At 55.2% G+C, this 21,571-nt stretch carries 19 protein-coding genes; 8 read left to right on the top strand and 11 right to left on the bottom strand.

What is annotated here, in order from left to right:
* Positions 1 to 23: 23 nt before the first annotated feature.
* Positions 24 to 1,709 (bottom strand): ribulokinase, encoded by a 1,686-nt coding sequence (locus tag OCH02_RS06400; protein ID WP_261430447.1) that lies wholly within the window; start codon positions 1,707 to 1,709, stop codon positions 24 to 26.
* 361 nt (positions 1,710 to 2,070) lie between these two features.
* Between OCH02_RS06400 and OCH02_RS06395 the strand changes: the two genes are divergently transcribed.
* The 8 genes from OCH02_RS06395 (at position 2,071) to OCH02_RS06360 (ending at position 12,000) form a co-directional block, all read left to right on the top strand.
* Positions 2,071 to 3,054 carry an arabinose ABC transporter substrate-binding protein gene (locus OCH02_RS06395; protein ID WP_261430446.1) on the top strand — a complete coding sequence of 328 codons (984 nt, stop codon included), beginning with the start codon at positions 2,071 to 2,073 and terminating at the stop codon, positions 3,052 to 3,054.
* A 60-nt stretch (positions 3,055 to 3,114) separates the two neighbouring features.
* Positions 3,115 to 4,650: an L-arabinose ABC transporter ATP-binding protein AraG gene (araG, locus tag OCH02_RS06390; RefSeq protein ID WP_261430445.1), complete on the top strand. Its 1,536-nt coding sequence runs from the start codon at positions 3,115 to 3,117 to the stop codon at positions 4,648 to 4,650.
* A 17-nt stretch (positions 4,651 to 4,667) separates the two neighbouring features.
* Positions 4,668 to 5,651, top strand: a complete 984-nt coding sequence (gene araH, locus OCH02_RS06385; RefSeq protein WP_012144977.1) for an L-arabinose ABC transporter permease AraH — start codon at positions 4,668 to 4,670, stop codon at positions 5,649 to 5,651.
* A 98-nt stretch (positions 5,652 to 5,749) separates the two neighbouring features.
* Positions 5,750 to 6,667 (top strand): arabinose operon transcriptional regulator AraC, encoded by a 918-nt coding sequence (gene araC / locus OCH02_RS06380; protein ID WP_135316396.1) that lies wholly within the window; start codon positions 5,750 to 5,752, stop codon positions 6,665 to 6,667.
* An 81-nt stretch (positions 6,668 to 6,748) separates the two neighbouring features.
* Entirely contained in the window at positions 6,749 to 7,789 is a 1,041-nt protein-coding gene (locus OCH02_RS06375) for an oxidoreductase (RefSeq protein ID WP_261430444.1), read from the top strand.
* A 66-nt stretch (positions 7,790 to 7,855) separates the two neighbouring features.
* The gene (locus tag OCH02_RS06370) at positions 7,856 to 8,854 is read left to right on the top strand and encodes a bile acid:sodium symporter family protein (RefSeq protein WP_218217712.1); all 999 of its coding nucleotides are present in this window, start codon (positions 7,856 to 7,858) and stop codon (positions 8,852 to 8,854) included.
* A 330-nt stretch (positions 8,855 to 9,184) separates the two neighbouring features.
* A complete protein-coding gene (locus OCH02_RS06365) occupies positions 9,185 to 11,731 on the top strand; it encodes a colicin-like bacteriocin tRNase domain-containing protein (RefSeq protein WP_261430443.1) in 2,547 nt (848 codons plus the stop codon).
* A gap of 14 nt (positions 11,732 to 11,745) precedes the next feature.
* Complete coding sequence (locus OCH02_RS06360; RefSeq protein WP_261430442.1) at positions 11,746 to 12,000, top strand: cloacin immunity family protein; 255 nt, start codon at positions 11,746 to 11,748, stop codon at positions 11,998 to 12,000.
* 153 nt (positions 12,001 to 12,153) lie between these two features.
* On the opposite strand, the gene add is transcribed toward OCH02_RS06360, so the two are convergent.
* The 10 genes from add to malX all read right to left on the bottom strand — a co-directional run bounded on the left by add (position 12,154) and on the right by malX (position 21,536).
* A complete protein-coding gene (gene add / locus OCH02_RS06355; protein WP_261430441.1) occupies positions 12,154 to 13,152 on the bottom strand; it encodes an adenosine deaminase in 999 nt (332 codons plus the stop codon).
* A 188-nt stretch (positions 13,153 to 13,340) separates the two neighbouring features.
* Positions 13,341 to 13,937 (bottom strand): AAA family ATPase, encoded by a 597-nt coding sequence (locus OCH02_RS06350; protein ID WP_261430440.1) that lies wholly within the window; start codon positions 13,935 to 13,937, stop codon positions 13,341 to 13,343.
* On the bottom strand, positions 13,934 to 14,371 hold the full coding sequence (locus OCH02_RS06345) for a PTS sugar transporter subunit IIA (protein WP_261430809.1): 438 nt from the start codon (positions 14,369 to 14,371) through the stop codon (positions 13,934 to 13,936). The genes OCH02_RS06350 and OCH02_RS06345 overlap by 4 nt, the downstream gene beginning before the upstream one ends.
* A gap of 9 nt (positions 14,372 to 14,380) precedes the next feature.
* Positions 14,381 to 14,650, bottom strand: a complete 270-nt coding sequence (locus OCH02_RS06340; protein ID WP_261430439.1) for a hypothetical protein — start codon at positions 14,648 to 14,650, stop codon at positions 14,381 to 14,383.
* 74 nt (positions 14,651 to 14,724) lie between these two features.
* A complete protein-coding gene (locus OCH02_RS06335; protein ID WP_037414809.1) occupies positions 14,725 to 15,567 on the bottom strand; it encodes a ketose-bisphosphate aldolase in 843 nt (280 codons plus the stop codon).
* Complete coding sequence (locus OCH02_RS06330) at positions 15,554 to 16,921, bottom strand: PTS sugar transporter subunit IIC (protein ID WP_012144986.1); 1,368 nt, start codon at positions 16,919 to 16,921, stop codon at positions 15,554 to 15,556. The genes OCH02_RS06335 and OCH02_RS06330 overlap by 14 nt, the downstream gene beginning before the upstream one ends.
* Positions 16,914 to 17,228: a PTS sugar transporter subunit IIB gene (locus OCH02_RS06325; protein ID WP_153860592.1), complete on the bottom strand. Its 315-nt coding sequence runs from the start codon at positions 17,226 to 17,228 to the stop codon at positions 16,914 to 16,916. Before OCH02_RS06325 ends, OCH02_RS06330 begins: the two co-directional genes overlap by 8 nt.
* 10 nt (positions 17,229 to 17,238) lie before the next feature.
* On the bottom strand, positions 17,239 to 18,219 hold the full coding sequence (locus OCH02_RS06320) for a 6-phosphofructokinase (protein ID WP_261430438.1): 981 nt from the start codon (positions 18,217 to 18,219) through the stop codon (positions 17,239 to 17,241).
* 523 nt (positions 18,220 to 18,742) lie between these two features.
* Positions 18,743 to 19,924 (bottom strand): MalY/PatB family protein, encoded by a 1,182-nt coding sequence (locus OCH02_RS06315; protein ID WP_261430437.1) that lies wholly within the window; start codon positions 19,922 to 19,924, stop codon positions 18,743 to 18,745.
* Positions 19,917 to 21,536 carry a maltose/glucose-specific PTS transporter subunit IIBC gene (gene malX, locus OCH02_RS06310; protein ID WP_261430436.1) on the bottom strand — a complete coding sequence of 540 codons (1,620 nt, stop codon included), beginning with the start codon at positions 21,534 to 21,536 and terminating at the stop codon, positions 19,917 to 19,919. Before malX ends, OCH02_RS06315 begins: the two co-directional genes overlap by 8 nt.
* Between the last annotated feature and the right edge of the window lie 35 nt (positions 21,537 to 21,571).

The raw sequence follows: 21,571 nt of genomic DNA, 5'->3' as shown, positions 1-21,571 counted from the left end.
ACTCCTCTGTATTGGGTATAGGCTTAATTTGCTGAACCGGAGGTCGGGGCGTAGCGCGGCTCGGCGGCCTGGCACCATTGTTGATAGCGTTGATAAAGTTGTTGGTAGCGAGCGACGCGCTGCGGATCGGGCTGTAGGGTAAGTTCGATGCCGCAGGCCATCTGGCGCTGGGCTTCGGGCACGCTGGTGAAACGGCCGGCGGCCACGGCGGCGAAGATGGCAGCACCCAGCGCGCAGCACTGATCGGAGGCAACAATTTGCAGCGGTCGATTCATTACGTCGGCGCAGGCCTGCATAATCGCCGGCGATTTACGCGCAATGCCGCCCAGGGCCAGCACGTTATCGACCGGAATATCCTGCTGTTCAAAACATTCCATAATGGCGCGAGCGCCAAAGGCGGTGGCGGCGATAAAACCGCCGAACAGCGTCGGAGCATCGGTGCCGAGGTTCAGATCGGCGATCACGCCTTTCAGCCGCTGGTTGGCGTAGGGGGTCCGGCGACCGTTAAACCAGTCCAGCACCACCGGCAAATGATCCAGTGACGGTTTTTCCACCCAGGCATTGGTCAGTGCCGCCAGCAGACCGGCTTCAATCTTTTGTAGCTGCGGCTGCAGTTCAGGCTGGTTTTTTGCCGCTGCATGCAGCGGCCAGCTCAGCAGGCGGCTGAACCAGGCGTACATATCGCCAAAGGCTGACTGCCCGGCTTCCATGCCAATCATTCCCGGCACTACGCTGCCGTCGACCTGACCGCAAATTCCCTCGATGGCGCGGCCGTCGACTCGCTGACGATCGGCAATCAGAATGTCGCAGGTGGAGGTGCCGATCACCTTCACCAGGGTATAAGGCTGGGCACCGGCACCGACGGCCCCCATATGGCAGTCGAAGGCCCCACCGGAAAGCACCACCGTGGTGGGGAGCCCGAGGCGTGCCGCCCATTCGGCGCTCAGGGTGCCTACCGGCAGGTCGGCGGTATGGCAATCTTCAAACAGCGGCCAGGGCAGGTGTTCAACCAGCAGAGGATCGAGTGCGGCAAAGAACGCCTTCGGCGGCAGGCCACCCCAGTCCGGGTGCCACAGCGTTTTGTGGCCGACGCTACAGCGCCCGCGTTTTAACTGATGTGGCGCGGTGGTAGCGGACAACAGCGCCGGAACCCAGTCGCACAGTTCAACCCAGGAGGCGGCGGCCTGGCGTACCTCTGCGTCCTGGCGCGTGACATGCAGGATCTTGGCCCAGAACCACTCAGAGGAATAAACGCCGCCGATATAGCGGGAATAATCGGGAAACTCGCCGCTGCGGCACAGCCGGTTGATGGCGTCAGCCTCTTCAATGGCGGTGTGATCTTTCCACAAAACAAACATGGCGTTGGGGTTATCGGCAAACTCCGGACGCAGTGCCAGCACCTGCCCCTGACTGTCGATCGGTGCCGGTGTGGAACCGGTGGAGTCAACGCCAATGCCAATCACCTGCAGCCGCTGTTGCGGGGACAGACGCTGCACCAGAGTGACAATCGCCTGTTCCATGGCTTCTATATAGTCGAGCGGATGGTGGCGAAAACGGTTCTCCGCCGCGTTGCAGAATTCGCCGCGCTGCCAGCGGGGGTAATAAACCACTTCGGTATCCAGTTCCGCGCCGTTATGGCAGTCGACCGCCAGCACCCGCACCGAGTCGCTGCCGAAGTCCAATCCCAGGGCAATAGCACCTGCCGTCATGATGTTGACTCCTGATGTGTTAATACGCTGTGACAACCATAGGAGCCGAAGCGCTGGGCAGGTGAGGAGCCGTTAGCTGGAAGTATGCACTTTTCTGCTTCCCGCAGTGGTTTTGTGACGGCTGTCATAAGTTATTGCTTGGCGAAATTCGCTAAATATATGCACATATCTGCTGTATTCCACGGATGTGATAGCGCTCTACATTTCAGTAACAAATACCCGCTAAAACTTAAGCCGTCTTACTCCTGTTGTGGGTGAATGTCGCGAGATAAGCGATGTGCCGACAGCAGATACCCTAATGATAACGTTTTCACGGCGAGCGGCTTTCGTCGCCACAGAGAACAAAATAGCGGAGAGCATCATGCATAAATTCACTAAGGCGCTGGTGACACTGAGTCTGGCGGCCGTTATGTCACATTCAGCTATCGCCGAGACCATGAAGCTGGGTTTTTTGGTCAAGCAGCCGGAGGAACCCTGGTTCCAGACCGAATGGAAGTTTGCCGACAAGGCCGGTAAAGACCTCGGTTTTGAAGTGATAAAAATCGCCGTGCCGGACGGGGAGAAAACCCTCAATGCCATTGACAGCCTGGCGGCCAGCGGGGCCAAGGGCTTTGTTATCTGTACGCCAGATCCGAAACTCGGCTCGGCGATTGTCGCCAAGGCACGCAGTTACAATCTGAAAGTGATTGCGGTGGATGACCAGTTTGTCACCGCCAAGGGCAAACCTATGGACAGCGTGCCGTTAGTGATGATGGCCGCCACCAAAATTGGTGAGCGTCAGGGGCAGGAATTGTGGAAAGAGCAGAATAAGCGCGGCTGGAAATTAGCGGACACCGCGGTAATGGCGATCACCGCCGATGAGCTGGACACCGCACGTCGTCGCACCGGTGGCTCGATCGCCGCACTGAAGGCGGCCGGCTTCCCGGAGAAACAAATTTATCGCGTGCCGACCAAATCCAACGATATCCCAGGGGCGTTTGACGCCGCCAACTCAATGTTGGTGCAGCATCCTGAAGTGAAAAACTGGCTGATTGTCGGCATGAACGACAACACCGTCCTCGGCGGCGTACGTGCCACCGAAGGCCAGGGCTTCAAAGCGCCGAACGTGATCGGCATCGGCATCAACGGGGTGGATGCGGTCAGCGAACTGTCCAAGGCACAGGCCACCGGTTTCTACGGTTCGCTGCTGCCAAGCCCGGATATCCATGGTTACAAGAGTATCCAGATGCTGCATGACTGGGTCGAAAAGGGCGTCGAGCCGCAAAAGTTCACCGAAGTGACCGACGTGGTGCTGATCACCCGCGACAACTTTAAAACCGAACTGCAGAAAAAAGGCCTGATGTAATAAGCGAGCCGCCCACGGCACTCTGTCGGGCGGCATTTTTCACTGCAGGAGGAGCACACCATGACCGCCGCATTGCCGTATTTGACGTTTAAAGGCATAGGTAAAACCTTCCCGGGCGTGAAGGCGCTGGATGACATCAGCTTTAGCTGTCAGGCCGGACAGATCCACGCGTTGATGGGGGAAAACGGCGCCGGGAAATCCACGCTGCTGAAAATTCTCAGTGGCAATTACGCGCCATGCCAGGGGGAAATTCAGTTACAGGGGCGGTCGGTGCAGTTCGCCAACACCACCGATGCGTTAAATGCCGGGGTGGCGATTATCTATCAGGAATTGCATCTGGTGCCGGAAATGACGGTGGCGGAGAACATTTATCTCGGCCAGTTGCCGACCAAGCGTGGGCTGGTGGACAGAAAACTGCTGCGCTACGAATCCCGCTTGCAGCTGGAACACCTTGGTTTGGATATTGATCCGGATACGCCGCTGAAATATCTGTCGATCGGCCAGTGGCAAATGGTGGAAATCGCCAAGGCGCTGGCGCGCAACGCCAAGGTGATCGCCTTTGACGAACCCACCAGTTCGCTGTCGGCCAGAGAAATTGAGCAACTGTTCCGGGTGATCCGGGAATTACGTGCCGAAGGGCGGGTGATCCTGTACGTCTCGCACCGTATGGAAGAAATTTTTGCCCTCAGCGACGCCATTACCGTGTTTAAGGATGGACGCTACGTGCGCACCTTTGACGATATGCAGCAGGTGGATAACGCGCAGTTGGTGCAGGCGATGGTCGGGCGCGATTTGGGCGACGTCTATGGCTACCAGCCACGCGAGCTGGGGCCGGTGCGGCTGGCGCTCAAGGGGCTGAAAGCGCCGGGCGTCAAAACGGCGATCGACCTGAACGTGCGGGCCGGGGAAATCGTCGGGCTGTTCGGCCTGGTGGGTGCCGGGCGCAGTGAACTGATGAAGGGGATTTTTGGTGCCACGCAGGTCAGTGCCGGCCAATTGATGCTGGATGGACAGGCGATCGCCATTCGTTCACCGATTGACGCGATCCGCGCCGGGATCATGCTGTGCCCGGAGGATCGCAAGGCGGACGGCATCATCCCGGTGCACTCGGTGCGTGACAACATCAACATCAGCGCACGACGCAACAGTCTTCGCGCCGGTTGCCTGATCAACACAGGGTGGGAGGCCAGCAATGCCGATCATCATATTCGTGCATTGAATATCAAAACGCCTGGCCCTGAGCAGTTGATTATGAATTTGTCCGGCGGCAATCAGCAAAAGGCCATCCTGGGCCGCTGGCTGTCGGAGGAGATGAAAGTGATTTTGCTCGATGAACCCACACGCGGCATCGACGTCGGTGCCAAGCATGAAATCTACCACGTCATTTACCAACTGGCGCAGCGCGGCATTGCGGTGCTGTTTGCCTCCAGTGACCTGCCAGAGGTGCTGGGGCTGGCTGACCGTATCCTGGTGATGCGTGAAGGCGCGCTGTCCGGCGAATTACTGCATGACGAGGCCAGTGAGGAAAAAGCCCTCAGCCTGGCGATGCTGCGCACCCCCGATATAGCCCCTGATGCCGCTGCGGCGGTGGCCTGATTGTGAAGGAGAAAGAGATGTCGACCATAACGACCCATTCGGTGAAAAAACGCAACGGCCTGGGGCTGGCGCGGATTTGGGACAGCTACGGCATGCTGGTGGTGTTTGCGGTGTTATTTTTAGCCTGTGCGCTGTTTGTGCCCAACTTTGGTTCCTTTATCAATATGAAAGGGCTGGGGCTGGCGATTTCGATGTCCGGCATGGTGGCCTGCGGCATGCTGTTCTGTCTGGCCTCCGGTGACTTTGACCTGTCGGTCGCTTCGGTGATTGCCTGCGCCGGGGTCACCACCGCGGTGGTGATCAACATGACCGAAAGCCTGTGGATTGGCGTGGCCGCCGGTCTGTTATTGGGCATGGTTTCCGGGCTGATTAACGGTTTCGTTATCGCCCGGCTGAAAATCAACGCGCTGATCACCACCCTGGCTACCATGCAGATTTTCCGCGGGCTGGCCTACATTATCTCCGACGGTAAAGCGGTGGGCATTGAGGACGAACGCTTCTTCGCCCTGGGTTACGCCAACTGGCTGGGCCTGCCGGCACCGATCTGGATCACCGTCGCCTGTCTGATCCTGTTTGGCTTCCTGCTCAACAAGACCACCTTTGGCCGCAATACGCTGGCGATTGGTGGTAACGAAGAGGCCGCACGGCTGGCCGGGGTGCCGGTCGTACGCACCAAAATCGTGATCTTCATGCTGTCCGGACTGGTGTCCGCCGCCGCCGGCATCATTCTGGCGTCGCGCATGACCAGTGGCCAGCCCATGACCTCAATTGGCTATGAGCTGATCGTGATCTCCGCCTGCGTGCTGGGTGGCGTGTCACTGAAAGGCGGCATCGGTAAAATTTCCTACGTTATCGCCGGTATTCTGATCCTGGGCACGGTGGAGAATGCCATGAACCTGCTGAATATCTCGCCGTTCTCGCAGTATGTGGTGCGCGGCGTGATCCTGCTGGCAGCGGTGATTTTCGACCGTTACAAACAGCAGGCCAAGCGCAGCGTTTAAATTGCCAACCCTGTTCACAGTTCTGTTATCGGCCCGGGCAGTTATCCGCCGGGCCGCTAAGCTAGAGTATTGTTACCAAAGCCGTTCCGGGAGGACAGATGTATCATCGCATGGCGCAGGAACCGCAGCCCAACCCGCTGTTACCGGGTTACACCTTTAACGCCTATCTGGTGGCGGGGCTAACGCCAATTATGGCGGACGGCCCGCTGGATTTCTTTATCGACCGCCCCGGTGGCATGAAGGGCTATATCCTCAACCTGACCATCAAGGGCCAGGGCAAGGTGTTTGACGGCGAAGATACCCTTTACTGTAATCCTGGCGATCTGCTGCTGTTCCCGCCCAAGGCGGCGCATTACTATGGCCGTTCGCCGGACAGCGACTGCTGGTATCACCGCTGGGTGTATTTCCGGCCGCGCGCCTACTGGGCCGACTGGCTGGAATGGCACAGCAAAACCCATGAGGTGGGGCGGCTGACCTTGCCGAACAATAACCTGCTGTTGGAGTTCGATCGGCTATTCGCCAATATCGAACAGACTCAGCGTTCCGGTCGCCGCTTTGCCGAAGAGCTGGGGATGAACCTGCTGGAGCGCCTGCTGTTGCGCGCGATGGAAGAAGACCCGCTCAGCCCGCAGAAAATTATGGATCCGCGGGTGATCGAAGCCTGCCAGTTTATCACCGGCAACCTGGCTGGCGAGCTGCGGATTGACGAGGTGGCGCGGCATGTCTGCCTGTCGCCATCGCGGTTGGCGCATCTGTTCCGCGAGCAGGTGGGCATCAATATTCTGCGCTGGCGCGAAGATCAGCGGGTGATCCGCGCCAAACTGCTGTTGCAGACTACCCAGGAGTCGATCGCCACTATAGGTCGGGTGGTGGGCTATGACGATCAGCTGTACTTTTCCCGGGTATTCCGCAAGCGGGTGGGCGTTAGCCCGAGCGATTTCCGCCGCCGCAGCCTGGAGATAAACTATCCGGCCAGAAATCAGCGTGAACAGCCTTTCGCTATGGGCACGAATTAACATTAAATTTACTTCTTGTTCCTGCCTGCATCATGGTGTCAAATCTGATGGGTCTATTGCGAGCCAGTAAGAGGAAACACCATGGCAGAAAAAATTCGGGTTGGGCTGGTCGGTTACGGCTATGCCAGCAAAACCTTTCATGCGCCCCTGATCGTCGGCACGCCCGGCGTAGAGCTGGCTGCCGTGTCCAGCAGCGATGCCGGTAAAGTGCATGCGGACTGGCCGTCGATGACGGTAGTCAGCGATCCGCAGGCGCTGTTTAACGACCCTTCTATCGATCTGATCGTCATTCCTACCCCCAATGATACCCACTTCCCGCTGGCGCAGCAGGCCATGGCCGCCGGCAAGCACGTGGTGGTAGACAAACCGTTTACCGTGACGTTGTCACAGGCTCAGGAGCTAAAACAGCAGGCGGAGCAGAGCGGCAAGCTGTTGTCGGTATTCCACAACCGTCGCTGGGACAGTGATTTTCTGACGCTTAAGACGCTGCTGAAAGAAGGCGCGCTCGGCGAGGTGGTTTATTTCGAATCTCATTTCGATCGCTTCCGGCCAGAAGTGCGTCAGCGCTGGCGTGAGTTGGGCGGCGCAGGTAGCGGCATTTGGTACGATTTGGGGCCGCATCTGATCGATCAGGCGCTGCAACTGTTCGGCAAGCCGGAAACGCTGTTTGTTGATTTGGCCGAACTGCGTCCAGGCGCGCAGTCGGTGGACTATTTCCACGCGGTGCTCAATTACGGCAAACGTCGGGTGGTCCTGCACGCTACGATGCTGGCGGCGGCGGAATCCGCCCGTTATATCGTGCATGGCACCCAGGGCAGCTTTATCAAGTTTGGCCTGGATCCGCAGGAAGACCGGTTGAAAGCCGGTGAGCGCCTGCCGCAGGCAGACTGGGGTTATGACATGCGTGACGGCGTGGTGACGTTGTCACGCGATGGCGTGCTGGCGGAAAAACCGCTGCTGAGCATTCCGGGCAACTATCCAGCCTATTACGCGGCCGTGCGTGATGCGATAAACGGTGTAGGGGAAAACCCGGTACCGGCCGCGGATGCCATCCAGGTAATGGAATTGATCGAGCTGGGCCTGGAATCGGCAAAACAGCAAAGAGCGCTGCCGGTAGCTTAACCGCCGCGCTTTCTTATTCGGGTTCGGCTGACCGAACCCGCCTTACTCCTCGAAAGGTCCGGTTCCATGTCCTGGTTGCAACGTTTGCGCATTGATAAATTTTTGCTGGTTTTGATTCTGGTGGTGATCGTCGCCTCGGTTTTCCCCTGCGAAGGGATATGGAAAACCTTCTTTGATCGCCTGACCACCGCCGCCATCGCGCTGCTGTTTTTTATGCATGGCGCCAAGCTGTCGCGTGAGGCGATTATCGCCGGTATGGGCCACTGGAAGCTGCATCTGGTGGTGTTCCTCAGCACCTTTGCGCTGTTCCCACTGCTGGGGTTGGCGATGAATTTGATGGTGCCGGGGCTGATGACCCCGACGGTCTATATGGGCTTCCTTTACCTGTGTGCGCTGCCGGCTACGGTGCAATCGGCTATTGCTTTCACCTCGGCGGCGGGCGGTAACGTGGCGGCGGCGGTCTGCAGCGCTTCGGCATCCAGTATCCTCGGCGTTTTCCTCTCGCCATTGCTGGTGGGCGCACTGATGCACACCCAGGGCGGTGATACTGACGTATTGCACGCCATCGGTTCGATCATTTTGAAACTGATGGTGCCCTTTGTGGTCGGCCATCTGGCACGGCCGCTGATCGGCAAATGGGTCGATCGCCACCGCAAGCTGATTAATCTCACTGACCGGTCATCGATTCTGCTGGTGGTGTATACCGCCTTTAGCGCCGCGGTGGTAGAGGGCATTTGGCACAAGATTGACGGCTGGTCGTTGCTGACCATCCTGGTGATGTCTTTGGTGCTGCTGACGGTGGTGCTGGTTATCAACACCTATGCCGCGCGTTGGCTGGGATTCAATACCGCCGACGAGATAACCATAGTGTTCTGCGGTTCGAAAAAGAGCCTGGCGAACGGTATCCCGATGGCTAACGTGCTGTTCCCGGCGGCGGCGGTGGGTGCAATGGTGTTGCCGCTGATGATTTTCCATCAGGTACAGTTGATGGTGTGCGCCGTGCTGGCCCAGCGCTATGCGCGCAAAACCGCCAAACAGCGGGCAGAAGTGCTGACGGCGAAGTAAAAAATGGGTTCGTTGACGAAATGATCCGTTGTTTCATGGTAAGGGCAGCTGCATGCTGCGCCAAATAGTATAATCAATGGGTTAAATTGCGGCGAACCTGCTAGCCCCCAACCGGTTTAGCCCTGACACAGGTTTGTCATCTGTCTGTATGGGGGCATCTATACGCCCATTGTTAACCTCAACTCCCATAATGCTATTTCTAATAGGCCCCTCGTTATGTTTGCGCCACCACACAACAAGTGATTGTGCGGATGGCTTGATCATCTTTTAACCTCCCTTTAAATTACTGGTTGCACATACAGTTGTTTTATTTCACAAAGGAGAAACACTATGAGTGGTGGAGATGGTAAAGACAGCCGTGGCCCTGGCGGCGGTGTAAACGGTGGCCCGACAGGGCTCGGCGGCAACGGAAACAAGGGGGGTGGAGTTGATGCATCGGATCACTCCGGTTGGAGCTCGGAGAACGATCCGTGGGGGGGTAAGAATACTGGTGGCAACACTGGCGGTGGTAATAATGGCGGCGACAGAGACCACCCAACTGGGAGTGGTAAGGTCAACCTGAGCCTGTTCCCTGAAGCGCAGGCATCGATTGCTCTAGGTACACCGACCAACATTTCTCTAGTCGATGGCCTGTGGGGATTTAGCCTTCTTAAATCCAAAACCGTGCAATCAGTTATCACAGAAGCACTGGCCAAAGTGAAAACGTTGGGTGTACCAACAGTAGGCACGCTGTGGCGCGGCAGCCTATGGGGACTGGTGGTAGAAGGTATTACACCAACAAAAATTGCCCCCGACGATATGTCAATGGTTCGGCACATTACGACCACATTGCCAGCGGATTTGGTGACTAAAACGCCTCTGGGGCAACTCCCCACGCAGCCTGCTACAGTGGTTGATGCCCGTCTTTCTGATGTTGTCGACGAAGGTCAGCAGAAAGTGGCTGTCATACGTTCACCGTCAATGCCGATGAGTGTTCCGGTGGTTCAGGCCAAACCCACAAAACGGCCTGATGTATTTACCGCCGGGATTGTTCCGGGCATGCCTGACATCCATATCCGTGTCAATGCGCCAGCGCCACCAACGGCTCCAAAACCTGCGGATGGGGTTAGTGAGGTCAAAGATGCTCCTGCCAAACAGTTGCCGGCATCTGCTACTGGCGGCAATACGCATGATGGGATTGTGGTGTTTCCCACTGCTAGCAACCTCCCACCAGTTTATATTGCCGTGGTGGAAGTCATGCCAGTGAATGAGGCTAATGCTCGCGAAATTGAGCGCAAAGCGCTTCAGACTTATCAGGATGCTCGGCAGCGTCGCGAATTTGTCCAAACTGATGAGCAAAGAAAAATAACAAGTTATCAGACGTTACTGCCAGAGTTGACTATTACTCAACGGCAGATAGAAGAAACACAGGCTGAAATAGCCTTTAGCCAGGTGACTGCCAAACGGCAATCAGTTCAGGAGACAAATGCAAAGTCTCGCCATCAACCAGCGCTTGCAGAGCAGTACCACCGAGAAATGGACAGAACGAATAAAACCGTTTCGGCCTTGAATGATGCACTGTTCAATTTGCGAGAAAAAGAAAAAGATATAGTGGCTCAGAGGGCTGAGTTTGCCCGTCTTGGTAAAGAAAACTGGAAAAAAGAAAGACCAGATAGAGAACGAACTGATCCGGTCATTGCCACTTGGACACCTGCACAGCAATCTGCTTTCTGGCAGACCCAGGCAAGAAAGGAATTTGTATTGTCGGTTACGTCAACAGATTTACCTAAATATGGGCCTGTCATGGGGACCAAACCCAGTCCATTGTACATGGAGAACCAAGCGTATTTTTGGAAAGGAGACGGATTTTCTCTGGCTAACTATGATGCGATTGCCGCAAATGACACTCTAGTGAATGGAATTCGTCGCGCTTTCTCTTCAGTGTCGACACCGCTTGCCAGCGTAGCGCCTAACAAGCTTTATGAGAATGACCAAGTTATGGCATCTGAATTAGCTCAGTTCTCATTTGTATTCTATGAAGATCTGGATGTCTCAGCTTTGACCATAGTATCGTCACTGGATGTCAGTAATTTCGGACTGAGCAGAGATGATACACGAAATGCACTTGGAGGTTATGGTGCTGTTCAAATGCCTTACCGATTGGTTTCGCGGCGTACGGGGCTAGATGGCGATGGTGATGAAAGGATCCATATTGACGTCGTTCGTCCCGATGATAAGAATTTGGTTGGTGCGGTTCCCTTGAGGGCAATGACCTGGAACGCAGTCAAACGAGAGTCTAGTTTTACTAGCGATGATGGAGCCATCACTCTCACCTGGCGTCCTGCCAGTGATAAAGATGTTAGCGGTTATCAGATTATTGTCACACCGCTTGGCTCCCAACCTGGAAAACTGTATCGCGGTGGACATGTCGATGTTTCGAGCAAAGGAGCGCGAGTTACATTACCGTTAGTAGATGTTCAGAAAATTCATGACTATATTCTTGTACCGCCGGTAGAAAGTGGCCTTGATCCGATTTATGTCATGTTCAACAAACCACGCAAGAAGGCCGGAAAGGATGACAAACCCGTGTTTGTCAAACCTCGGCAAGGAACCGCAGAACGTGGGCATGAATATCACCCAACACCAAAGACGGATGAAATTAAGGGGTTGGGAGAGCTTAAACCGGGTAGACCAAAAACACCCAAGCAGTCAGGAGGGGGACTTCGGGCACGTTGGTATGGGGATAAAGGCCGTAAAATTTATGAGTGGGACTCACGGCATGGTGAGCTGGAAGGATATCGTGCCAGTGACGGTGAACACCTGGGTGCCTTTGATCCAAAAACTGGCAAACAGTTAGAAGGTCCAAATCCTAAACGTAATATTAAAAAATATTTATAGCGGAGATAAGTGTCATGGGATTAAAACTGCGGCTTACATGGTTTGACAAAAAAAACGATGAGTTTATTGGCGAAGAGTATTCAAAAGATTTTGGGGATGATGATACGCTCATCGGGCGTTTGGGGCTCCCTGAAGATGACACAATGAACAACGGTGAATTTGCTGTTGCAAAAGGTTGGGTGCCACTTATTCAACCCTATTTCAAAAATCAAATATCCAGCGAAAAATTTGATTATTTTTTGGCATTCAATTACCGAGATAAGTGGTAATAGTTTTCTGTAATGGATATACAACGCCCAATAGTCGGAAGATTGTTGGGCATTTTCATGTCTGAGGATTTTCAGCAACACATGGGAAGCAGATAAAAAAGGCCAATCAGGTATGACTGACTGGCCCTATGCGTTTATTAACTCATTGTTCAATCAGCCGCGGACTTTATCGCGTAGCGCCTGCTTTTCCTGCTCGCTGAGGAATGCCATTTTCAGGCCGTTTTCCTGAGCGGTGCGGATCTCCGCCGGCGTCAGCCCGGCCTGTGGTGCCGCTACCCGATATTCGTGCTCAATTTCGATGCCCTGAACCGCCGGATCGTCGGTGTTGATCGACGCCATGACGCCGTGACGCAGGAACTTCGCCAGTGGATGTTGCGCCAGTGACGGCACGGTGCTGGTCTGAATGTTGGAGGTCAGGCAAGACTCGATACCAATGCCGTGTTCCGCCAGGAAGTCCATCAATGCCGGATCTTCAACGGCTTTCACCCCGTGACCGATGCGCTCGGCACCCAGCTCGCGGATCGCCTGCCAGATGCTTTCCGGGCCGGCGGCTTCACCGGCGTGTACGGTGATGCGCAAACCGGCATCACGGGCGCGGTTAAAGTGGTTGAGGAACAGGCCGCCTGGGAAGCCGAGTTCGTCACCGGCCAGATCCAGCGCGGTAATACCGTCACGGTGTGCCAGCAGGCCTTCCAGCTCTTGCAAACAGGCGGCCTCGCCGAAGGTACGGCTCATGATGCCGATCAGGCGCACATCAATGCCCAAATCGCGGGAGCCGGAACGAATGCCATCAATGACCGCTTCTACCACTCCCGCTACCGGCAGCTGGTGCTTCATCGCCATGTAAAACGGCGAGAAACGCAGTTCGGCATAGTGCAGACCGGCGTTGGCGGCATCCTCAACGTTTTCGTAAGCGACCCGGCGGCAGGCTTCCAAATCGCCCAGCACCGCCACACCCCAGTCGAGCTTTTGCAAAAAGCTGACCAGATCCGGTTCGGCATGGGTAATTTGCACGTGTGGACGCAGGGATTCCAATTCGTCGGCTGGCAGGGCAAGGTTAAACTGACGGCCCAGGTCGAGGATGGTTTGCGCACGGATGTTGCCGTCGAGGTGACGGTGGATGTCGGTCAGCGGAAGGCGGGAGTCAATCATAAGGTGCACTCGCTATTTTATTGTAGGTAAAGTGCAGATCAGTATAAAAACAAAATGATGAAAATTGCCATGTCGTTACATAAAAAAGTGATTGAAGTCACATTAATGACGGGTGGTAGCGCATTTTCAGGCGAAGGCGGGAGAAGAATCGCCCCCGCGACCCGGCAGGCAAACGGCGGGCTGCCCCATCAGCCGACCTTCAGTTTAGTGATATTTTCATCGTTGTTTTCGGCGACGCCATGCAGCGCCAGCCAATCCGTAATTTTTCCGATCTCCAGCGGTAGCGCTTGATCAACGCGGATCACCGGACCGATGGCCATCGGCATGGCACGTTCGGCCAGCGCCCGCAACTCCGGCAAATATTCTGCGCCGGGGTGGCCTGCCGATCGCTGGCCGAGGCGGGCAGCATAGCGTTCGGCCGCCAATTTTGCGGAGATCTGATTCCACACTTCCAAAACCTGAGTTACACCCGCCTCGCGCAGATATTGGCGCAGCAACTCTCTGGGTTGAAAACCGTACCAGGCGTCAATCACATAGATACAGCGCTGCGGTGCCTGTGCCACCATAGACCAAATTGCCCGATAGGCGGCGTAACCCAGCCGACGGTTAAGCTCGCGATCCACGTTGTCCAGCTGCGCCATAAAGGGTTCCTTGATGCCGTCGAGGCTCAAATAAGGCAGGCCAAAGTGCTGCGCCAGCGCACGGGCGAGGGTGCTCTTGCCAGAAGCCGGAATGCCATTGACCAAAATAACGGTTTTGTCGCCGCTGTCAGTTAGCGCAGTCATAAGATTTCTACCACCTCTTGCCACAGTTTGGCGGCGCGCAGTTTATCGAGCCGCTGTTTGTTGTCCAGTAACTCGACAATCGCCCGGATGCCTTCTTCAATATGCCGGTTGCTGTCCGTCGCGCCGAACAGGATGACGATATCGGCCTTTTCACTGCCTTGAAAGGCGATGGCCTGGTCCAGCAGCACCATGCTGAAGCAATTTTTGATCACGCCACACTCGGGTCGGGCATGAGGGATGGCAATCCCTTCATCAAACACATAATAAGCGCCATGGGCCAGCGTATTACTGATCACCGCCTGGTGATAGGAAGGGTGAATATAACCGTTCTCGACCAAAGGCTGTGCCGCCAACTCAATCACCTTTTTCCAGTCCGTTTCCTGCACGCCGACCTGTATTGCTCCGGCCTCGATCAACAGTTGTTTAATGGTCATCATGTTCCCTCAAAGAGACTTCCTGATAATATTGCGCAGCGCGTCTATTTTGATAAAAACCACATCGATTTCCTGGCGGTGATTTTTATTTTTGGCATAAATCTTTAATGCCCGATTATAGGCCAGCATTAATGTTTTATGAATTTCGCCGTTTGCCGGTGTTGCTGCCAATTGCTGCTCCAATAATGTTATTTCGGCTGATATATCATTGGCTTCAGCATCGTTTTGCGCATCAGGTGCGGCCTTTTTATTTCGCTGTAATTTCATAAAATTAAGCATAGTATTCTCCAGCCCCGACGGGTGCCGGGGCACCAGGGTTGTGGGGTTATATTAAAATGAAACTGGGCTGGTAATTATCTAAACAGGCCGATTTTTTCCGTTAATACCTGGGTGACGGCATTATTGGCCGGAATCAGAAATTTGCGCACGCTGTCATTCACCTTGCCCTTTTCAAATGTTTGCATGCAGCGGCCGACCCACTGCACGTTCATCTCTGTGCCCACATTGACCTTTTCAATGCCGCCCGCCACTGCTCGTCGCATGTCTTCATCGCTGACTCCGGTACCGCCATGCAGGACCAGTGGGGTACGGGTGGCCGCGGTGATTTCCGCCAGCCGCTGATGCTGGATATGTGCCTTACCGGTGTACATGCCGTGAACGGTGCCGACCGAGACGGCTAACATGTCGACCCCGGTTTCATCGACAAAGCGTTTGGCGTCCTCCACCGTGGTAAAGGTGATATCTTCTTCCGCCACCGCCTTGCCGTCCTCCGAGCCGCCGATAGCGCCCAATTCGGCCTCAACCGAAACGTTGCGCTGGCGTGCAATGTCGATCACCTTGCGGGTATTGGCGATGTTTTCGTCCATTTCCAGGTGCGAACCGTCGTACATCACCGAACTGAAACCGGCGTCGATCGCGGTCACGATGGAGGCGATATCCGAGCAGTGATCCAGATGCAGGCAGGTTGGCACATCTTCACTCTCTGCCAGTGAGCGTACCGAATCAACCAGCAGTTTGTAGCCCAGATACTCGGCGGTGCCGGTTGATATCTGGATCATCAGCGGGCTGTGGGTGTCCTTGGCCGCTTTGAAAAAGGCCGGCAGCATCTCCAGACAGTGGAGGTTGAATGAGCCTATTGCTTTGAAATTACGGGCTTTGGCTACGGACAACAGCTCGTTGAAGTTATAGAGTTTCATGGACTTTTTCCTCATGGTGCTTGGTTGATTTACCGTTAACAAACCACGCAATCAGCGTGACGAAGATGATGAACAGAGCGATGAACAGCCAGTTGCCCTGGAAGGCATGACCCATCACCAGGCCGCTACTGATGACGTCGGAGTCGCTGAAGGTCACGCCGACAAAACCGTAGCTTTCCAGCATTGGCACCAGAATGGCGGGTAGGAAGGTGATAAACAGGCCGTGGACCACGCCGCCGATCATGGCACCGCGTCGGCCGCCAAGCGCGTTGCCGAAGATGCCTGCGGTTCCTCCGGCGAAGAAGTTGGTCAGCAGACCGGGCAGGATCATTGCCAGTCCGAACATTGGGAAAACGATCATGCCGATGATGGAACCCAGGGTGGTAGCCAGGAAGCCAACGATCACCGCGTTAGGGGCGTAGGGGAACAGGACCGGGCAGTCCAGTGCCGGTTTGGCATCCGGCACGATGCGCATGGCGATACCACGAAAGGCAGGGACCAACTCATTGAGCAGCAGACGCACGCCGCTGTAGAGGATAAAGACCCCGGCAACAAACTGGATGGCCTGCATAAAGGAGTACATCAGATAATTCATGCCGCCGGCATACTGGGCGATGTACTGCGGGCCGGCTGCCAGTGCGGGGATCAGATACATCGGGATCATCACCACCGCCATCGACAGGTAGGTGTCCTGCAGGAACTTGAAGTTGTCGGGCAGCTCCAGATCTTCGGTTGAGCGGGAGCCTTTACCGACCACCTTGGCGACCGCAGCCTGTACCAGATAACCGATAGTGCAGAAATGTCCCAGGGCAACGTCATCCGAACCGGTAATCTTGCGGACCACCGGCTGCGCCAACGCCGGCATTAACACCGCCATCACGCCGCCAAATATGCCGCCGGTCAGGATCAGCGGCAGGCCGGTTAGCCCCGCTTTATAGCCGATCACCGCCCCAATGGTGGCCATCCACAGCAACGCCTGCCCGGTCAGGAAGATGTATTTGAACGGGGTGATACGCGCAATAATGATATTCACCGCGAAGATCACCATCAGCGTCATCGCCACTTCCGAGCCGAGTTCGCGGTTGGCCAGGCCGGCAATGGCGGCGACGTCGGTGATGTAGCCGGTCATGCCGAAGCCGTGGGTGAATATGCTGTTTAAATAGGTCAGGGCACCGACAATAATGTTGATACCCGCCATCATGATCAGGAAGCCCAACAGGGTTTTAAAGGTCCCCTCGGCCACTTTTCCGGTGGATTTTTTCTGCAGTATCAGCCCCAGCATGGCGATAAAGGCGATCAGGATCGAAGCCTGACCGAGCAGGTCCTTGACGATAAAGTCAATCAGGCTATTCATGGTGGGTTTCCTTCATATCGCGTTCTTTCAAAAAGGCCACAATCTTTTGCTCAATTTCCGCCTTATCGGTGAGCCGGTGGAGAATAATCACCCGTTTCTTTTCCTCTTCGCTGGCGTCGGCATTTAAAATGTCGGCGAAGGTTTTTTGGGTGAGAATAATATCTGATTTAAAGGCACTGGCCTCAGAGATAGTGGTGTGATCAATATCTGCCTCAATCTCTAATTTTTTCAGCACCGCTCTTGCGCTCATTTCGATTGCAAAGCTGGAGCCGAGGCCACAGCCACATACGCACAGTATTTTAAGCATGAGTCTCTCCTCAGATTATATTTAATTGCCTGGCGAGTTTATAATGGTGTCCTTCGGTATCAACCAAACGTTTTTGCATGCTGATTAAATCAATAGGGATGGGTTGGTTGGCGGAATTAATAATGACCGCCTTGTTTTTCATGCCGGAGTTAATGCAGCGAACCACTTCGTTGGCCATAATAGTGCCCTGATAAATCTCTTCACAGGTAGGGTCGCCATTGCGCAGGCCATACCCCATAATAGTTTTACGAATACGTACGCCAATTTTTGGCTCAAGCTGTTTAATCATGGTGTCGATGGCACCCTGAAAACCCGGTGAATATTCTTTGGTATAACCTTCTGAACATAAAATAATAACGCTGTTTTGTTGTTCCAGTCGCTGGCTTATTTTCTCCGCCAGTTGGCTTAAGGCATATTGGCATTCCGGGATCAGGGCAAAATCCGCATTGGATTTGATCGCCGCCTGCAGCGTAAGTTCCCCGCAGTAACCGCCCAGCAGTTCAATCATAAACACGCGTCCGGGCAGGGCGCGCCCGGTGTTACGCAGTTTCGAAACCTCTTTGATCACCTGTTCGCAGGCGGTGGAAAAACCAATGCTGTAAAGGCTGCCAAAAACATCATTGTCGATGGTCATACCCACGCCAAAACAGTTAATGCCAAATTCGCTGAGGGTATTTAAAAACTGCAGCGAACCGTCGCCACCGGCCATAATAAGCACGTCAATGTGCAAAGCCTTTAGCTGTTTGCTGATGGTTTCATATTCATTGGCGACCAGTTTTTTGGCCGTGCGGCCGGAAGACATTATTGGCATTGGTGAAATTGCGTAATCAACCAGGTCACGTTGGCTGATGGCCCGGTGCTGATTAGCCAATAGTCCGGGTATTCCGCCGTTGAACAGAATGATATCGGCCTGCGCCAGCCTGGCAACCTGGAAAATAAAGTTATTGATGCCGCTGACGTCGCCGCCGCTTATTACCACACCGATTTTCATATGCCTGCTCCCAATCTGTTCCGTGGAGCTCATTGTCTTTTTTGACATCGCTAAAATTTGCAGGCGATATCACAAAACAATCACAAATATTTTCGTGAATGACCTTGACATGCTGCTGGGTGGTAATGTTTTTGAGAGATAGATCTCGTTTTTATTTGGGGGGCATAACGGGGTTTTAAATACTATTTATTAATAATCATCATGTTACATCCGAACCGTTATAAAGGTATTTGCCAAGGGGGAAATGATTCTTCGGGAAAAAATAAGTTTAATGAAGTGTGATTGCTCTCGCATTTTTATCCGATACGCGGAGATTAGCCGTAATAAATACGCGGCCAGGATTAATAACCGCGTATTTATTAAGTCATTTAATAAAGGGGCGGCTCAAGCCTTTATCACCGTCAACCCGGCCTGTTCCAGGGGGGCGGTCAGCGTGGCATCGGTTGAGCGTTCGCCAATACTGCTTTGCGCCAGGGCGATATCGCCGCTAATTTGCAGCGGTTGGAGCCGGCGGCGCTAGAGGTTACGCTGAATTCAGCACAAATTTCAGTCCGTTAATCAGCTTATCCATACCGGCCTCTACCTTGCTGCGCGGACAACCAACGTTCAGCCGCAGGAAGCCACGGCCTTCTTCGCCGTAGGTGAAGCCCGGCATAATGGCGACCTTCTCACGCTCGATCAGCACCTGTTGTAACTGTTGGTCGTCAATGCCCAACGGGCGCAGATCGATCCAGGCCAGATAGGTGGATTGCGGCGGTTGCCAGGCCAGCTGCGGGAACGCCTGATGGAGCCTTTCGGCGACGTAGGTCAGGTTGTCCTGCAGGTAATCGCGCAGCGCGTCCAGCCAGGGTTCACCGTGGCGATAAGCGGCAATATGCGCCACAACCGCCAACACCGCCGGGGAGGACAGTCCGTCGCGGGCCTTGAGCTGCTGGCTGTAGGCGTCGCGCGTGGCATCATCGCTGATAAAGCCGTAGGCCCCGGTCAGCGCCGGGATATTGAAGGTTTTGGAACCGGAGGTCAGCAGTGCCCAGGAGGTGGTAGCCACCTGGCTCCACGGCGTATGCTGCCGTTCCCCCCACACCATATCCATATGGATCTCATCGCTGATCACCCGCACCTCGTGGCGTTCACACAGCTCGGCCATGTGCTGTAATTCCTCGGTGCGCCACACCTTGCCGGTCGGGTTGTGCGGGCTGCACAGCAACAGAATTTTGGTCTGCGGCCGTGCCAGTAATGCCTCCAGATGGGCCATATCACACTGCCACTCGTTACCGTCTTTCTGCAACGGGCAGGCCAGCAGTTGGCGCTGATTACCGAGGATCACCTTATAAAAAGCGTCATAGGCCGGGGTGTGGGTGACCACGTATTCCCCCGGTGCCGACCACAGGCGGATTAACTGCGCCACCATGTAAATTACCGACGGGCCATACACCGCCATTTGGGTGTCGATGGGGCTATTAAAGCGCTGTTGATACCAGTGGCGCACCGCGCCGAGGAAATCCTCATGTTGCCAGCGGCTGTAACCCAGCACACCGTGCTGCAGGCGCTGTTGCAGCGCCTCGAGAATGCAGGGGGCGGTGGCGAAATCCATATCGGAAATGGTGAACGGCAGCAGGTCATCGCTGCCGAAGCGGTCAGCGATATAATCCCATTGCGTGCACCAGGTGCCGTGCCGATCGACCGGGGTGGAAAAATCAAACATTTGACGCTCCCTGCAGGGCCGCAGCAGGAGATGCTGCCGCTATCAGTGAGTCTAATTCATCTTTCACCGATTGCACCTGCGGGCCGATCACCACCTGCAGATTGTGCTCGTTGAGGTGTACCACGCCGATGGCGCGATTGGCCTTCAGCGCGGCGTCATCCACCTTGCTCATGTCGTCGACCGACAGGCGCAGACGGGTAATGCAGTTATCCAGCGAAACAATATTCTCACTGCCGCCCAGCGCCGCCAAAATGGCCGGTACGTTATAGCCGGATTTGCCGACCGGGCCTGCCGATGCGCTCTGGCTGGCGGCAGTTTCGCTTTCACGGCCCGGCGTTTTGATATTAAAGCGCTGAATGGAGAAACGGAAAATGGCGTAGTAAGCGGCGAACCAAATGGCCGCGACAACGGGCACCAGGTACCACTTGGTGGCGGTGCCGTGCAGGATGCCGAACACCACGAAGTCGATGATATTACCGTCGGTATTGCCGATGGTCACGCCCAGCAGCGCCATCACGGTGAAGCCCAGCCCGGTCAGGACGGCGTGAATGAGGTAGAGGAAAGGCGCGACAAACAGGAACAGGAACTCGATGGGTTCGGTGGTGCCACCGACCACGCAGGCCACTACGCCGGAGATCAGCAGGCCCTTAATCTTATGGCGGTTTTCCGGCTTGGCGCAGTGGTACATCGCCAGCGCCGCCCCAGGCAGGCCACCGAGGAAGGCCGGCATCTTGCCCTGGGACAGGAAGCGGGTGGCGCTTTCGGCAAAGCCGGTGGTGGTAGGGCAAGAGAGTTGCGCCTGGAAAATGGTCAGCGCGCCGCTCACGTTATGGCCGCAAACGTCCAGCGTGCCGCCCGCTTCGGTAAAGCGGATCAGGGCCACCAGAATATGCTGTAAACCGAAGGGCAACAGCAGACGTTCACCGGTGCCAAACAGCATCGGGCCAAAGGCGCCGGCGCTGTTGATTACCCAGCCCAGCCCGGTAATGCCGGCGGCGAACCACGGCCAGATCAGCGGGATCACCAGACCACACAGACCCAGTACCACGGTGGTGACGATCGGCACAAAGCGGGTGCCGCCGAAAAATGCCAGCGCATCCGGCAGGCGAATGGTGTGGAAACGCTCATGCAATTTATAAACGATAATCCCGACGATCACCGCACCCAGGATACCGGTATCAATCGACTGGATCCCGAGAATGTTTTGGATGTTGTTGGCTTTCAGTACCAGCGGATCGGTGGTGGGTAAAATGCCGGTAGTGGTCAGATAGAAGTTGGTGGCCAGATTCAGCACGGCAAAACCGACAAAGCCGGAGAACGCGGCGACCCCTTTGTTTTCACGCGCCATGCCGAGCGGAATGGCGATGGCGAACATCACCGGCAGGAAGCTGAAGGCAAAGGAACCGATCTTACTCATCCAGGTGAACAGTAACTGGAAGACAGGATGGCCGATAATCGGCAGCAGGGTGATGACATCACGGCTGCTAAGCGAACTGCCGATGCCCAGCATGATGCCGCAGAACGACAACAAGGCGACGGGCAGCATGAATGTTTTGCCCAGGCTCTGGAAAAACTCCCAAAGCGTGATTTTTTGTTTTTTAGGTGCTGGCATAACCGGCGGCTCCTGGCGAAAAAACGTGCGAAAAT

The sequence above is a fragment of the Serratia quinivorans genome (assembly GCF_946227985.1).
GTDB lineage: Bacteria > Pseudomonadota > Gammaproteobacteria > Enterobacterales > Enterobacteriaceae > Serratia > Serratia quinivorans_A.
This window is presented reverse-complemented; position numbering and strand designations above follow the sequence as displayed.

Excerpts from the sequence above, each read along its gene's own strand:
- OCH02_RS06400 (WP_261430447.1), bottom strand. The coding sequence starts at position 1,709 with ATGACGGCAGGTGCTATTGCCCTGGGATTGGACTTCGGCAGCGACTCG.
- OCH02_RS06395 (WP_261430446.1), top strand. The coding sequence starts at position 2,071 with ATGCATAAATTCACTAAGGCGCTGGTGACACTGAGTCTGGCGGCCGTT.
- araG (WP_261430445.1), top strand. The coding sequence starts at position 3,115 with ATGACCGCCGCATTGCCGTATTTGACGTTTAAAGGCATAGGTAAAACC.
- araH (WP_012144977.1), top strand. The coding sequence starts at position 4,668 with ATGTCGACCATAACGACCCATTCGGTGAAAAAACGCAACGGCCTGGGG.
- araC (WP_135316396.1), top strand. The coding sequence starts at position 5,750 with ATGTATCATCGCATGGCGCAGGAACCGCAGCCCAACCCGCTGTTACCG.
- OCH02_RS06375 (WP_261430444.1), top strand. The coding sequence starts at position 6,749 with ATGGCAGAAAAAATTCGGGTTGGGCTGGTCGGTTACGGCTATGCCAGC.
- OCH02_RS06370 (WP_218217712.1), top strand. The coding sequence starts at position 7,856 with ATGTCCTGGTTGCAACGTTTGCGCATTGATAAATTTTTGCTGGTTTTG.
- OCH02_RS06365 (WP_261430443.1), top strand. The coding sequence starts at position 9,185 with ATGAGTGGTGGAGATGGTAAAGACAGCCGTGGCCCTGGCGGCGGTGTA.
- OCH02_RS06360 (WP_261430442.1), top strand. The coding sequence starts at position 11,746 with ATGGGATTAAAACTGCGGCTTACATGGTTTGACAAAAAAAACGATGAG.
- add (WP_261430441.1), bottom strand. The coding sequence starts at position 13,152 with ATGATTGACTCCCGCCTTCCGCTGACCGACATCCACCGTCACCTCGAC.
- OCH02_RS06350 (WP_261430440.1), bottom strand. The coding sequence starts at position 13,937 with ATGACTGCGCTAACTGACAGCGGCGACAAAACCGTTATTTTGGTCAAT.
- OCH02_RS06345 (WP_261430809.1), bottom strand. The coding sequence starts at position 14,371 with ATGACCATTAAACAACTGTTGATCGAGGCCGGAGCAATACAGGTCGGC.
- OCH02_RS06340 (WP_261430439.1), bottom strand. The coding sequence starts at position 14,650 with ATGCTTAATTTTATGAAATTACAGCGAAATAAAAAGGCCGCACCTGAT.
- OCH02_RS06335 (WP_037414809.1), bottom strand. The coding sequence starts at position 15,567 with ATGAAACTCTATAACTTCAACGAGCTGTTGTCCGTAGCCAAAGCCCGT.
- OCH02_RS06330 (WP_012144986.1), bottom strand. The coding sequence starts at position 16,921 with ATGAATAGCCTGATTGACTTTATCGTCAAGGACCTGCTCGGTCAGGCT.
- OCH02_RS06325 (WP_153860592.1), bottom strand. The coding sequence starts at position 17,228 with ATGCTTAAAATACTGTGCGTATGTGGCTGTGGCCTCGGCTCCAGCTTT.
- OCH02_RS06320 (WP_261430438.1), bottom strand. The coding sequence starts at position 18,219 with ATGAAAATCGGTGTGGTAATAAGCGGCGGCGACGTCAGCGGCATCAAT.
- OCH02_RS06315 (WP_261430437.1), bottom strand. The coding sequence starts at position 19,924 with ATGTTTGATTTTTCCACCCCGGTCGATCGGCACGGCACCTGGTGCACG.
- malX (WP_261430436.1), bottom strand. The coding sequence starts at position 21,536 with ATGCCAGCACCTAAAAAACAAAAAATCACGCTTTGGGAGTTTTTCCAG.